This is a genomic window from Actinomadura sp., assembly GCF_044508335.1.
Lineage (GTDB): Bacteria > Actinomycetota > Actinomycetes > Streptosporangiales > Streptosporangiaceae > Spirillospora.
This window is the reverse complement of sequence record NZ_JBIQHY010000137.1, coordinates 4,352-17,806: the sequence shown is the minus strand read 5'-3', so window position 1 is coordinate 17,806 and position 13,455 is coordinate 4,352. Positions and strand designations below refer to the sequence as shown.

9 protein-coding genes are annotated in these 13,455 nt (G+C 77.5%); 8 read left to right on the top strand and 1 reads right to left on the bottom strand.

The genetic code is table 11. From position 1 onward, the window contains the following. The first annotated feature begins 136 nt into the window (after nucleotides 1-136). From glyS to ACIWVC_RS30290, 3 genes are all read left to right on the top strand, one after another. Nucleotides 137-2,125 (top strand): glycine--tRNA ligase subunit beta, encoded by a 1,989-nt coding sequence (gene glyS, locus ACIWVC_RS30300; RefSeq protein WP_396454880.1) that lies wholly within the window; start codon nucleotides 137-139, stop codon nucleotides 2,123-2,125. A gap of 96 nt (nucleotides 2,126-2,221) precedes the next feature. After that, nucleotides 2,222-3,856, top strand: a complete 1,635-nt coding sequence (locus ACIWVC_RS30295; protein WP_396454879.1) for an AMP-binding protein — start codon at nucleotides 2,222-2,224, stop codon at nucleotides 3,854-3,856. Continuing rightward, nucleotides 3,853-5,361, top strand: coding sequence for an MFS transporter (locus ACIWVC_RS30290; RefSeq protein ID WP_396454878.1), 1,509 nt, complete (start codon nucleotides 3,853-3,855; stop codon nucleotides 5,359-5,361). The genes ACIWVC_RS30295 and ACIWVC_RS30290 overlap by 4 nt, the downstream gene beginning before the upstream one ends. Nucleotides 5,362-5,735: 374 nt before the next feature. Here ACIWVC_RS30290 and ACIWVC_RS30285 read toward each other — a convergent pair whose 3' ends face one another. Then, entirely contained in the window at nucleotides 5,736-6,596 is an 861-nt protein-coding gene (locus tag ACIWVC_RS30285; protein ID WP_396454877.1) for a family 3 encapsulin nanocompartment shell protein, read from the bottom strand. 425 nt (nucleotides 6,597-7,021) lie between these two features. Between ACIWVC_RS30285 and ACIWVC_RS30280 the strand changes: the two genes are divergently transcribed. The 5 genes from ACIWVC_RS30280 to ACIWVC_RS30260 are packed head-to-tail and all read left to right on the top strand — an operon-like array spanning nucleotide 7,022 to nucleotide 13,359. Continuing rightward, nucleotides 7,022-9,751 carry a type 2 lanthipeptide synthetase LanM family protein gene (locus tag ACIWVC_RS30280; protein WP_396454876.1) on the top strand — a complete coding sequence of 910 codons (2,730 nt, stop codon included), beginning with the start codon at nucleotides 7,022-7,024 and terminating at the stop codon, nucleotides 9,749-9,751. A gap of 31 nt (nucleotides 9,752-9,782) precedes the next feature. Then, complete coding sequence (locus ACIWVC_RS30275; protein WP_396454875.1) at nucleotides 9,783-11,042, top strand: DegT/DnrJ/EryC1/StrS family aminotransferase; 1,260 nt, start codon at nucleotides 9,783-9,785, stop codon at nucleotides 11,040-11,042. Beyond that, nucleotides 11,042-11,965 carry a sulfotransferase gene (locus tag ACIWVC_RS30270; protein WP_396448248.1) on the top strand — a complete coding sequence of 308 codons (924 nt, stop codon included), beginning with the start codon at nucleotides 11,042-11,044 and terminating at the stop codon, nucleotides 11,963-11,965. Before ACIWVC_RS30275 ends, ACIWVC_RS30270 begins: the two co-directional genes overlap by 1 nt. Continuing rightward, entirely contained in the window at nucleotides 11,965-12,732 is a 768-nt protein-coding gene (locus ACIWVC_RS30265; RefSeq protein ID WP_396454874.1) for an SDR family NAD(P)-dependent oxidoreductase, read from the top strand. The genes ACIWVC_RS30270 and ACIWVC_RS30265 overlap by 1 nt, the downstream gene beginning before the upstream one ends. A gap of 27 nt (nucleotides 12,733-12,759) precedes the next feature. Continuing rightward, complete coding sequence (locus ACIWVC_RS30260) at nucleotides 12,760-13,359, top strand: nitroreductase family protein (RefSeq protein WP_396448245.1); 600 nt, start codon at nucleotides 12,760-12,762, stop codon at nucleotides 13,357-13,359. The last annotated feature ends 96 nt before the right edge of the window (nucleotides 13,360-13,455 follow it).

Sequence of the window (13,455 nt, the reverse complement as noted above, 5' to 3'; positions counted from 1 at the left end):
GGTGCTCCGCGGCCGCATCGTCGGCGGCGTGGAGCTGAACGTGCTGCGCCGCTGAACCCGCGGGTCGCGATCGAGCGGGGTCCCGGGCGCTTCTAGGCTTGTCCTTTCGCGCCCGTTGGAGGCTCCCGTGCTGACCATGCAGGACGCCCTGATCCGGCTCACCGGCTACTGGGCGGGGCGCGGCTGCCTCGTCGCGCAGCCGATGAACACCGAGGTGGGGGCGGGCACCCTCAACCCGGCCACGGCGCTGCGGGTCCTCGGCCCGGAGCCGTGGCGCGTCGCCTACACCGAGCCGAGCGTCCGCCCCGACGACTCCCGGTACGGCGACAACCCGAACCGGCTGCAGACCCACACCCAGTTCCAGGTGATCCTCAAGCCGGAGCCGGGCGACGCGCAGGAGCAGTACCTCGGCAGCCTCGCCGCGCTCGGCGTCGACCTGCGCGCCCACGACGTCCGGTTCGTCGAGGACGACTGGGCGTCGCCGGCGCTCGGCGCGTGGGGGCTCGGCTGGGAGGTGTGGCTGGACGGCCTGGAGATCACCCAGTTCACCTACTTCCAGCAGTCCGGCGGGCTGACCCTCGACCCGGTCTCGGTCGGCGGGCTGACCGCCGGCCGCTCGACCCGCGTGCACCGGACGTCCCGCACGCCGCGGGTCGACGTGCCGGACGCCGCGTCGCTGCCCGGCGTGCTGCGCCGGCACGGGATCGAACCCGACCGGTCCCGCCGCCGTACCCGCGTCGCCGAGGCCGCCGGGGACCTCGCCGGGAGCCGCGGCGGCACGGTCGACCTCGCCGCCGAGCGGGCGCTCGTCGAGGAGATCGTCGACCTGGTGGAGGAGCCCGTCGCCGTCCTCGGCTCGTTCGACGAGAAGTACCTGGAGCTGCCCGAGGAGATCCTCACCACGGTCATGCGCGAGCACCAGCGGTACCTGCCGGTGCGCGGCCCCTCGAACCGCCTCCTCCCGCATTTCGTCGCGGTCGCCGACGGCGAGTGCGACCACGGCGCCGTCCGGGCCGGGAACGAGGCCGTGCTCCGCGCGCGCTACGAGGACGCCTCGTTCTTCTTCCGGCAGGACCTGCGGCGCACGCCCGAGCAGATCAAGGCCGGGCTCGGCAGGCTCACGTTCACCGAGCGGCTCGGGTCGATGGCCGACCGGTCGTCGCGCATCGCCGCGCTCGCCGCCGACCTCGCCGGCCGCCTCGGCCTCGCCGCCGGGGAGCGCGCCGTCCTGGACCGCGCCGCCGCCCTCGCCAAGTTCGACCTCGCCTCGTCCGTGGTCATCGAACTGCCGGCCCTCGCCGGGACGATGGCCCGCGAGTACGCCCGCCGCGCCGGCGAGGACGAGGCCGTCGCCCGCGCCCTCCACGAGATGGAGCTGCCCCGCTCGGCCGGGGACGCGCCGCCCGCGACCACCGCCGGGGCCGTCCTCGCCGCCGCCGACCGGCTCGACCTCCTCACCGGCCTGTTCGCCGCCGGGTCGGCGCCGACCGGCAGCTCCGACCCGTTCGGGCTGCGCCGCGCGGCGCTGGCGCTGACCGCGATCCTGCGGGACGTCCCGCGCCTCGCGCCGGTCACCGTCGGGGACGGCCTCGCCCTCGCCGCCCGGCACCAGCCGGTCGCCGTCGCCCCCGAGGCGCTCGCGGACGCCGAGCGGTTCATCGCGCGCCGCCTGGAGCAGAGCCTCCTGGACGAGGGGCGCCCGGTGCGCGTCGTCCGCGCCGTGCTGCCGCTCGCCGGCGCGCCCGCGCACGCCGCGCGGGCCGCGGGCGACCTGGCCGGGCTGCTCGGCTCGCCGCGGTTCCGGCGGCTCACCGCGGCGCTGCAGCGGGTCCTGCGCATCGTCCCGGACGGGACGGACGCCGGCTACGACCCGGGCCTGTTCACCGAGCCCGCCGAGCGGGACCTGCACGAGGCGTTCATCCGCGTCAGGGCCGAGCTGACCGCCCGGCCGTCGCTGCCGGAGTTCGCCGCGGCCGCGGCCGCGCTCGTCGCGCCCGTCGACGCGTACTTCGACGGCGTCATGGTCATGGCCGGCGACCCGGGCGTGCGCGCCAACCGGCTCGGGCTCCTCGCCGCAGTCCGGGACATGGCCGCCCCCGTCCTCGACTGGCGCGAGATCGCCTGAACCGGAGGCCCCCGCCGGAATTCGTCAACACTGGCCGTTGCCGGGCCCGCCGCGCCGTGGTCATGATCAAGTCACCCGGCATGGAAGGGGCCGACGATGGCGAACCTTCACGACGCAGAGGAGTTCCGGCGGCGCGGCTGGTGGCGGGACGGGACGTTCCTCGACGATCTCGACCGGTGGGCGGAGACCGCCCCCGACCGCCCGGCGGTGGTCGGCCATGTCTGGGAGACCGGCGACGACCCCGACGTCGTGCTGACGTACGCGGAGCTGGCCGAGCTGGTGGACCGGTGCGCGGCGGGCCTGGCGGAGCTGGGCATCGGTCCCGGCGACCGGGTCGCGATGCAGCTCGTCAACCAGTGGCAGGCCACCGTCCTCGCGCTCGGCTGCGGGCGCGCCGGCGCGGTCGCCGTGCCGTACTACATCGCGACGGGCGCCGCGGACACCGAGTGGATCCTGCGCGAGTCCGGCGCGAGCGCCGTGGTGTCGCTGGACGGGGTCCGCGGCCTGGACGTCGCCGGGACCATCGCGGGCATGCGCGACCGGCTGCCGGCGCTGCGCCACCAGATCGTGGTGGGGGAGAACGTCCCCGCGGGAGCGACCGGCTTCGAGAGCGGCCTGCTCGGGTCGGGCGGCGCGCCGCCGCCGCACCGCCCGTCCGGCGACGACGTCCTGCAGATCATGTACACGTCGGGGACGACCGGGCGGCCGAAGGGCGTCCGGCACTCCCACAACACCCTGTACGCGATGGCGCGCTCCTACACCGTCCCGCTCGGGCTCGGCGAGGACGACGTGCTGTCCACGCCGTGCATCGTCGGCGGGCAGGGCGGCTGGCTCTACGGGATGCTCGCGCCGCTCGTCGCCGGCGCGACGGCCGTGTGGGCGGACGCGTTCAAGCCCGGCGACTTCCTCGACCTCGCCGCGCGGTACGGGATCACCGCCGCGTACTTCACCCCGTTCATCCTGGACGAGCTGGTCGCCGAGCAGCGGGCGCGCCCGCGGGAGGTCGCGCTGCGGCACATGGTCACCGGCTCCACGCCCATCCCGCCGGATCTGCCGGGGCGGTTCCGCGAGACGTTCGGGTTCCCGGTCCGGTCGCTGTGGGGGATGACGGAGAACGGCGGCGTCACGATCAGCCGCCCGGACGACCCGCCGGACTGGGCCGCGCGGAGCGACGGCCGGCCCGTCGAGTGGATGGAGATCCGGCTCGTCGGCGAGGACGGCGCGGTCGTCGCGGACGGCCCGGGCCGCCTGGAGGTCCGCGGCGCGAACATGTGCCTGGGCTACGAGGGCGCCGACGACGTCTTCGCCGCCGCGCTGCACGACGGCTGGTTCGTCACCGGCGACCTGGCCCGGCCGGACGGCCGCGGCGGCATCAAGGTCATCGGCCGCACCAAGGACATGATCAACAAGGGCGGGCTGCACGTCCCCGCCGTCGCGGTCGAGGGCGTCCTGCGCGCCGACCCGCGCGTCGCGGAGGTCGCGGTCGTCGGCGAGCCGGAGCCGCTGCTCGGCGAGACCGCCGTCGCCGTCGTCGTGCCCGCGCCGGGCGCCGCGCCGCCGCCGCTGGAGGACCTCCAGAAGCTCGTCGCGGACGCGGGGATGACGCCCGGCTACGAGCCCGACCGGCTGGAGGTCGTCGCCGAGCTGCCGAAGACCCCGACGGGGAAGGTCCGCAAACGCGTCCTCGAGGAGGAGTTCGCCCGGAGGGCCCGGACCGCCGCGGCGCGGTGAGCGCCGGGTCCCTCGCCGGGCGGCCCGCCGCGCCGCCGCGGCCGTCCCGGCGGCGGGCGCTGGCGCTCACGTCGGTCGTGCTCGCCAACGTCATGGCGGTGGTCGACTACAACATCGTCAGCGTCGCGATCCCGCAGCTGCTCCGCGCGTTCCCCGGCAGCACCCTCGCGGGGCTGTCCTGGACGATCACGGCGTACACGGTGGTGTTCGCGGCCGTGCTGCTGCCCGCCGGCGGCACGGCCGACCGGCTCGGGCCCAAGCGGATCTTCCTGCTGGGCCTCGCGGTGTTCACGCTCGGCTCGGCCGCGTGCGCGCTCGCGGCCGGCCCGGTGACGCTGGTGCTGGCGCGGATGCTGCAGGCCACCGGCGGCGGCGCGGTCGTCGCGCTGTCGATCTCGGTCGGGCTGAGCGAGTTCCCCGGCCGCGCCGGGCACGCGTTCGGGCTGCTCGGCGCCGCCGCGGGCATCGCGGGGGCGAGCGGGCCCGCGCTCGGCGCCGCGCTGCTCGCGCTCGGCGGCTGGCGCTGGATCTTCCTCGTCAACCTGCCGCTCGGCGCGGTCGCGCTGGCCTGCGCCGCGGCCGGCGTCCCGTCCCGCCCCGCGGAGGGGCGCGGCCTGCCCGACCTGCTCGGCACGGCGCTGCTCGCCGGCGGCGTCGCCGCCCTCGTGCTCGGCGTCGTGCAGGGCCCGGACTGGGGCTGGACGGCCGCCCGGACCGCCGCCGCGCTCGCCGCGGGCGCGGCGCTGGCCTGCCTCGGGGTGCGCCGGTCGCTGCGGCATCCGCGCCCGGCGGCCGACTTCGCGCTGCTGCGGGCCCGGTCGGCCGCCGCGGGGAACCTGGCGATGGTGATGCTGAGCGTCACCCAGTTCGCGGTGGCGCTGTGCGTGGCGCTGTTCCTGACCGAGCGGTGGGGCTACTCGGTGCTCGCCGCCGGGTTCGCGCTCACCCCCGGCCCGCTGACCTCGGCCGTCGTGTCGTGGCGGAGCGGGCCGCTGGTGCGGCGGGCGGGCGCGCGGGCGGTCGCGGTCGCGGGCGGCGTGCTCGGCGCCGCCGGCTGGTGCTGGCCACTGGTGGCGGACGCGCTCGGCGCGGGGCGGAGCTACCCGCTGGCGGTGCTGCCCGCGCTCGTCGCGGGCACGGCGGGGATGGCCGCCGCCGTGGCGATCGAGACCATCGCGGTGGAGGACGTCCCGCCCGCCAGGTTCGGCAGCGGCAGCGCGCTGATCATGCTGGCCCGGTCCGCCGGCGCGGCGGCCGGGATCGGCGGCCTGGCCGCGGTGCTGCACGCGCCGACCGGCGCCGCGTTCCGGGTCGCCTGGGCGGGGCTCGCGGCGGGGCTGCTGGCGTCGGCGCTCGCCGCCGCGGCGTCCCGGCCGCCGCCCCGGGAACGGACTCCCCGGGAACGGACTCCCCGGGAACGGGATCCCCGGGAACGGGATTCCCGTGAACGGGGGCGCCCGCGGCCCCGGAGGGTGCCGCGGGCGCCGCTGCGCCGTCATCGGTGATTCGGCGCCCATTTCCGCGAATCAGTGCGTCCGAATTTCTCCGGGCAGAATGCGGACGGCATCACCGGCATCGGCGGTCCGCCATTGTTTGCGATGCCTTCCGTGCGTTCCTTCGCGCGTTCGCGGAGTGCCGGTAATGGTCTACCACGGCTTCGTGCGCATTTTTCCTCCTCAGCGGGCGAAGAACCGTCGGGACGCTGATGGGAATCACCACGGAGTCGTGCGCATGCGGGTCACCTCCCGATATCGATGGGACGGGACGGGCGGGGGAGCGTCACCACGGGGTCGTGCGCATGCGGGTCACCTCCCTTCCTCGCGGTCGCGGGCCCGTTCGCTCGGGCCCAGGGGAGCACCGGGGGAGAGCGGAGCGCGGCTCAGAGAGCCAGCAGCACGAAGTGCTGGGGCAGGTGTACGGCCAGCCCGAGGCGCATCGCGGCGGTGATCACCGCGTCCCCGTCGCCGGCCGGGCGGCGCAGCGCGAGCGTCGACTCCTCGCCGTCCAGCAGGGTGATGCCGGCGCGGAAGTCGCCGAGCAGCACCCGGTCGCGCTCGATCATGCGGGTGCGGGTGACGCGCAGCCCGGCGGCGTCCAGCGCGGCCAGCGCGCCGCCGCCGACGAGCCGCCAGTACAGGGCGGGGTGCATGACCAGCCCGTCGCACGAGCCGCCCATCTCCTCGACCTCGGCGCAGGCGTTCATCAGCGCGTCCATCGCCGCGCCGGCCTCGGCGGACGCCCGCGGGGCGGAGAGGCGGCGCAGCCCGTCCAGGCGCAGCAGGCCGGGGATCGCGCCGTCGTCGCTGCCGTGCAGCAGCACCTCGTTCTCCACGGTGCAGAGCCGGACGATGACGCGGTGGTCGACGAAGCGGGCGAGCAGCGCGGGGTCGGAGCACAGGTCGGCGGGCACCGGGACGGCGACGGAGATCTCGGTCAGCTCGGCCTTGGCGACCGCCGGGCGGAACACCGCCTCGGGCGTCGCGGCGTACCGGGTCCCGCCGCCCCCGCCGGCGCGGTGCTCGCGCACGTAGCGCAGGGTCCGGTCGGCGACCGTGCCGCCCTTGGTCTGCTCCCGGACGGTCGGGCGGGGCCGGGTGGAGGCCAGCGGGAACAGCGTCGTCAGCGGCGCCCGGAGCCGGACCGCGGCGTCGCCGCCGGCCGCCCGGGCGACCGCGACGGCCAGCTCCTCGCCGGGGCCGCGCTCGCGCAGCCCGGGGTCATCGATGAGGTAGTCCAGCACGGAGAACTCCCATCAGACACACCTTTCGCGGCCGTCCGGATCTCGGGTCGGCCGACAAATGCACGCTGCCGGTACTGCACCGTGCCAACCGAGAGAGTAAGCACACCGGAGGAGAAATTAAAAGGGCCTCGCTCGATCTTGTTCAGAAAAATCGGCCATGGTACAACTTCCTAGCGGATTGGAAGGGGAGGTGACATGCCGAAGCCGGATAAAGAAGCCGGGGGAGGCGCCGCATTCGCCGATCCCGTGCTCGATCCCGTGCTTGATCCCATTCGCGGGACGGGGCCGCGCCCGGCCGCCCGCCCCGCCCCCCGCTGCCCGCTGCGCGCCCGCACCCCGGCCGGGGGCGCGCCCGCGGCGGACGCGCGGACCGAGGACGCGCGGCCGGTGGACGCGCCGGCCGGCGGCGCCCCGGGTGATCCGGGATGAGCACCGCGACGGCGGCCCGCCCCGGAGCCCCCGGCGGCCCCGCCGGCGAGGACGGCCTCGGCCTGCTGGAGATCGCGCGTCCGCTGATCGCCGCGGCCCGGGACGACCTGCGCGACCGGCTGCGCGCCGACCCGGCCCTGCCGGACGGGCTCGCCGCCCTGCTCCTGCGCGACCCGCCGGCCGGCTGGCTCGCGATGGCCGTCCAGCCGGCCCTGGCCCGGGAGCTCGCCGCGGCGCGGCGGCGGGGCCTGCCCGGCGCGACGCCGGAGCGCCGCTACGCCTCCTTCGTGCGGAGCCTGCGCGACCCCGGCACCGCGCGCCGGATCTGGGCGGAGTACCCGGTCCTCGCCCGGCAGGCGGCCGGGCTGCTGGACGCCTGGGCCGCAGCCCGCGCCGCGTTCGCCCGCGACCTCGCCGCCGACCTGCCCGCGCTCACCGGGGCGTTCGGCGCGCTCGGCGCCCTGGACGATGTCGTGTTCGGGTCCGCCGAGACGCACCGCGGCGGCAGGACGGTCGCGATCGTCCGGTTCGAGCGCGCCGCCGTCGTCTACAAGCCGCGCAGCCTCGCCGTCGACCGGTGCTTCGACCGCCTCCTCGGCTGGTTCAACGCCCCCGGCGTCCCGTACCCGCTGCGGCGCCCCCGCCTCCTGGACAGGGGCGACCGGGGCTGGAGCGAGTTCATCGAGCCCGCCCCCTGCGAGCCGGAGGCGCTGCCCGCGTTCTTCTGGCGGATGGGCGCGCTGCTCGCGCTGACCCACGCGGTGCACGGCTACGACCTGCACGCCGACAACGTGATCGCCGCCGGGGCCGACCCCGTGGTGATCGACCTGGAGGCCCTGTTCCACACCGAGGGGACGCAGCCGGAGGCGCGCCGCGCGCGGCTCGGCGACCCGGCCGCCGAGCGGCTGGCCGGGTCGGTGCTGCGCACCGGCCTGCTGCCCGGCCCGCTCGTCGTGCCCGACGTGGAGACCGAGCTGCCCTTCGGCGTCGACATCAGCCCGCTCGGCATCGCCGAGGGCCGCCGCTCCCTCATCCCGACGCCGATCGCCGAGGACCCCGGCACCGACCGGATGCGGGTGAGGCTCGGGTACCGGACGGTGCCCGCGCCCGCCGGGCGGCTGCGCCTGCCGGGCGGGCAGGCCGCCGACCCGCGCCCGTACCGGGACGCGCTGACCGCCGGGTACGTCTTCGCCCACCGCCGGCTGGCCGCCGCCGGCACCGGCCTGCTCGCGCCGGGCGGGCCGCTGCACGGCTGCGCGGACGTCCCCGTCCGGCTGATCCAGCTGTCGACGTTCCTCTACGTCCGGCTGCTGCTGGAGGGCTGGCGGCCGGAGGCGGTGCGCGACCCCGCCGTCCACGAGCGCGGCCTCGGCCGGCTCGCGGCGGGCTGGCCCGGCGTCCCGCACCGCGACGCGCTCATCGAGGCGGAGAAGGCCGCGCTGCGGCGCGGCGAGGTGCCCGTGTTCGAGATCCGGCCCGGCCACCGCGACGTCTGGCTGGAGGACGGCACCCGCCTGCCGGACGTGCTGCCCGCCGCGCCGCTGGCGGAGACGGCGGCGCGGCTCGCCGCGCTGGCCGAGGACGGCCCCGGAGCCCAGCTGGAGATCATCGACGCGAGCCTGGCCGCGCTGGACACCCGCCCCCGCGCCGGGCATCCCGTGCGGGGGCCGTCCGGCGTGCGCGGCCCGCTGGACACCGCACTGTCCATCGCCCGGCGGCTCGACGCGGCGGCCGTGCGGGACGGCGACCGCATCGGCTGGCTCACCGTCGAGGTCGTGGACGCCGCGTCCCGCCGGGTCGCGCCCGCCGGGCTGGACCTGTACGGCGGCCTGCCGGGCATCGGCCTGTTCCTGTCCTACCTGGCCGCCGTGACGGACGAGCCGCGGGTCGCGCGGCTCGCCGAACAGGTCGCCGAAGAGGTCGCCCTCCGCTGCCGCGCGTCCGCGGCCGTGCCGGCCCTCGGCCCCGCCTACCACCTCGCGCACGCCGCCGCCGTCCACCGCCGCCCGGACCTGGCCGAGGCGGCCCGGGACCTCCCCCCGCCCGCACCGGCCGGCCCCGACGTCCTGGACGGTGCGGCGGGCGCCGCGCTGTCCGCGCTCGCCGTGCACGCCGTCCTGCCCTGCGAGGAGGCGGAAGAGGCGGCGCGCGCCGCCGGCGAGCGGCTCCTCGCGATGGAACCGGAAGGGCCCGGCTTCGGGTACGGCGCGCCGGGCGCGGCGGTGGCCCACGCCCGCCTGCACGCCCTGCTCGGCGACCCCCGCCACGCGGCCCGCGCCCGTGAACTCGCCGCCACCGGGCCCGCCACTGAACCCGGCGGCGGACCCGGCGGCGGACCCGGCGGCGAGCCCGGCTGGTGCCAGGGCGCCGCCGGCACCGGCCTCGCCCTGCTCGAACTGCTCGAACTGCCCGGACCGGCCGGCCCGCCGGACCCCGCCGGCGGCACGCCCGCGCTGGAGCGTTCCCTCGACGCCGCGGCCCGGACCGCCCGCGCGTGCGGCCCGCTCCCGGACGACTCCCTCTGCCACGGCGCGTCCGGGCTCGCGGAACTGCTCACCGCCCTCGGCGAGCCCGCCCCCCGCCCGCCCGGCGAGGCGCGCACCGCCCTGCCCGCGCCCGCGCCCGGACTGCTCGCCGGCCTGTCCGGCATCGGCTACGGGCTGCTGCGCCGCGCCCGCCCCGCCGACGTGCCCCCGGTGCTCGCGCTGGCGCCCCCGAACCCCTGAGCCAGCTCCCGTTCCCCGTGGAGGAGACGACATGACCGTGGACGTTCAGCCCGGCCTGCTCGCCATCGACGGCGCCGCGCCGGTGCGCACCGACCCCTGGCCGACCTACGACAAGGGCGACGTCTTCATCGGCGAGGACGACCTCGGCGAGGCGCTCGACGCGATCCGCGACCGGCTCTACTTCCGCTACGACCACCGCCCGTACGCCGAGACGCGCACCGGCCGGTTCGAGCGGGACCTGTGCGCGTACTTCGGCGTCCCGCACGCGCTCGCCTGCGCCAGCGGCACCGCCGCGATCGCGCTCGCGCTGCTCGCCCTCGACCTGCCGCCCGGCTCCCTCGTCGCCTGCCCCGCCTTCACCTTCGCCGCGACGCCCAGCGCGATCCTGCTCGCCGGGCACCGGCCCGTCCTCGTCGAGTGCGACGACGACCTGCACATGGACGTGGCCGACCTGCGCCGCCGCCTCACCCCCGACGTCCGCGCGATCGTCGTCGTGCACATGCGCGGCTTCGCCTCCGACATGGACGCGATCTGCGCGCTCGCCCGGGAACGCGGCATCCCCGTCGTCGAGGACGCGGTGCCCGCGCTCGGCGCCCGGCTGAACGGCCGCCCGCTCGGCACCATCGGCGACGCCGGCGCGTTCAGCACCCAGTCCGACAAGTCGCTCAACACCGGCGAGGGCGGCTTCCTGCTCGTCCGCGACCCGGCCGTGCACGCCCGCGCGGCCGTCTACTCCGGCGCCTACGAGGGGCGGATGGCGCGGCACTTCGACGGCCCGCCGCCGCCCGTCGACGACCTCGCGCTGCCGATCTTCAGCCTGCGGATGGACGAGGTGCGCGCCGCGCTCGCCCGGCCGATGCTGCGCCGGCTGCCCGACCGGCTCGCCGCCCACCGCCGCAACTACGACGACGTCGCCGCGCGGCTCGCCGGCGTGCCCGGCATCGCGCTGCGCCGCCCCGTCGCCGACGGCGCCTACCTCGGCGAGGCGCTGGTGTTCCGGCTGCCCGGCGCCGGCGCCCGGCGCGCCGCCTGGACCGCCGCCGCGCTGCGCGCCGAGGGCATCGACGCCCGCGCCCTCGGCGACCCCGGCGACACCAACGTCCGCGCGTTCTGGAACTGGCGGTTCCTGTTCCCGGACCCGGCGCGCGCCCGCGCCGAGTACCCCGCCACCGCCGCGCGGCTCGACGAGACCGTCGACATCCCGCTGTCGGCGAACCTCACCGAGCGGGACCGCGACCACGTCGTCGAGGCCGTCCGCAAGGTCGCCGGCTCCGCGGTGGGGCGCGGCTGATGGTCCGCGTCCTGTACGTGACGGGCTGGTGCCGCAGCGGGACGACGCTGCTCGGCAACCTCCTCGGCGAGGTGCCCGGCGCCGTCCACGTCGGCGAGCTGCGCTACCTGTGGACCAACGGCGTCCTCGGCGCGGGCACCAACTCGCTGTGCGGCTGCGGGCGGGACATCCCGTCGTGCCCGCTGTGGAAGGCCGTCATCGCGCGGCTCGCCGGGGACGACGCCGCCTGGCACGCCGAACGCGCCGCCTGGCGGCAGCGGACCGCGCTGCGGACCCGGCACACCGGCCGCCGCCTCGCCGACGCGCGGCGCGCCCGCGCCCACCCGGCCGTCCAGGACCTGGTCCGGCTGTACGAGGCGATCGCCGCCGAGACCGGCGCCCGGCTCGTCGTCGACACCGGCAAGTTCCCCGCCGAGGCCGCCGCGCTGTGCGGCGCGCCCGGCGTGGACGCCCGCGTCCTGCACGTCGTCCGGGACCCGCGCGCCACCGCCGAGTCGTGGCGGCGCGCGAAGGGGTACATCCCGGCGATGGGCCCGGCCCGCAGCACCGCCTACTGGACGGGGTTCAACCTGGCGTCCGAACGCGTCGCCCGCGCGTTCCCCGGCCGCTGCCTGCGGCTGCGCTACGAGGACTTCGCCGCGCGCCCCCGCGCCGAGCTGGCCCGCGTGATGGCGCACGCGGGCCTCGCCGGCGACCCGCCCGTGGACGGCGGCGGCGCCGCCCGGCTCGGCGTGAACCACACCGTGACCGGCAACCCCGACCGGCTGCGGCGGGGCCCGGTCCTGGTCAGGGCTGACGACGCCTGGACGCGGACCCAGCCCGCCGCCGCCCGCGCCGTCGCCACCGCGCTCGCCGCGCCGCTGCTGGCCCGCTACGGCTACCCGCTGCGCCCCGTCCCCGCCCCGGTCCCCGCGGAGGTCTGATGGATCTCGGACTGCGCGGCCGCGTCGCGCTCGTCGCCGCCGCGACCAGCGGCCTCGGCCTGGCCACCGCCCGCGAGCTCGCCGCCGCCGGCGCGGACGTCGCGTTCTGCGGCCGCGACGAGGCGAGGCTGGAGGCGGCCCGCGAGGAGATCGACGCGGCCGGGCCGGGCCGCGCCGTCCCCACCCGGCTGGACGTCCGCGACCACGCGGCCGCCGCGGACTGGGTGCGCGACACCGCCGGCCGCCTCGGCGGGCCGCACGTCCTGGTGACGAACGCGGGCGGGCCGCCGGCCGGCCCCGCCCTCGGGTTCGGCCTGGACGCCTACCGCGACGCGGTCGAGCTGTGCGTGCTGTCCCACATCGCGCTCGTCCAGGCGGCCGTGCCGCACATGCGGGACGCCGGCTGGGGCCGCGTCCTGATGATCGCGTCGGAGACGATGCGGCAGCCGACGCCGAAGCTCGCCCTGTCCGGCACCGTCCGGCCCGCCCTCGCCGGGTTCGCCAAGACCCTCGTCCGGGAGCTGGGCCCGGCCGGCATCACGGTCAACGTCCTCGCGCCCGGCTACCACCTCACCCCGGCCGTGGAGGCGCTCGTCGCGCCGGACCGCAACGCCCGCCTCGCGGAGATCGCCGCCGGGATCCCGCTCGGCCGGCTCGGCTCGCCGGCCGACTTCGGCGCCGCCGCCGCGTTCCTCGCGAGCGAGCAAGCCGGCTTCATCACCGGGACCGTCCTGCTGGTCGACGGCGGCCTCAGCCAGGGCATCTGAGCGGGAAAGCGGAGAACGGAGGAGACGGTGGAGTTCGACGACGTGCTCGCGGCGCGGCGGATGGTGCGCCGCTACCGCCCCGACCCCGTACCGCCGGAGACCGTGGACCGGATCGCCCGGGTCATCCGGAAGGCGCCGAGCGCGGGGTTCAGCCAGGGCCACCGGCTCGTCGTGGTCACCGAGCGCGCGACCCGCGAGCGCGTCGCCGAGCTCGCCGAGGAGTCCCTCTACCGGGAGAAGTGGCTGTCGGTGGCGCCGGTGCTGATGGTGCTCGGCGTCCGCGAGGACGACTACCACGACCGCTACACCCGGCCCGACAAGCTCATCGACGGCAAGGAGCTGGAGTGGCCCGCCCCCTACTGGTGGGTCGACTCCGGGGCGTTCCTCATGCTGCTCCAGCTCGCCGCGATCGACGCCGGGCTCGCGACAGGGTTCGCGACCGTCCGCCGCAAGGAGGAGCTCAAGGCGCTGCTCGGCCTGCCGGACGACATCGCCGTGGTCGGCGTCGTCACGATCGGCCATGCCCGCGACGACGCCGTTCCGCCGTCCGACACCGCCCGGCTGCGCGCGATGCGGAAGCCCTTCGGCGACCTCGTCCGGTACGAGTCCTGGAAGGACCCGCGCTAGAGCCGGCCCGCGCCGGAGCCGGCCCGCGTCGGAGCCGGCCCCGTCAGAGCCACGTCGTCGGGAGGCCGTGCGCCGGGGCCTCGCCGAGGACCGCGC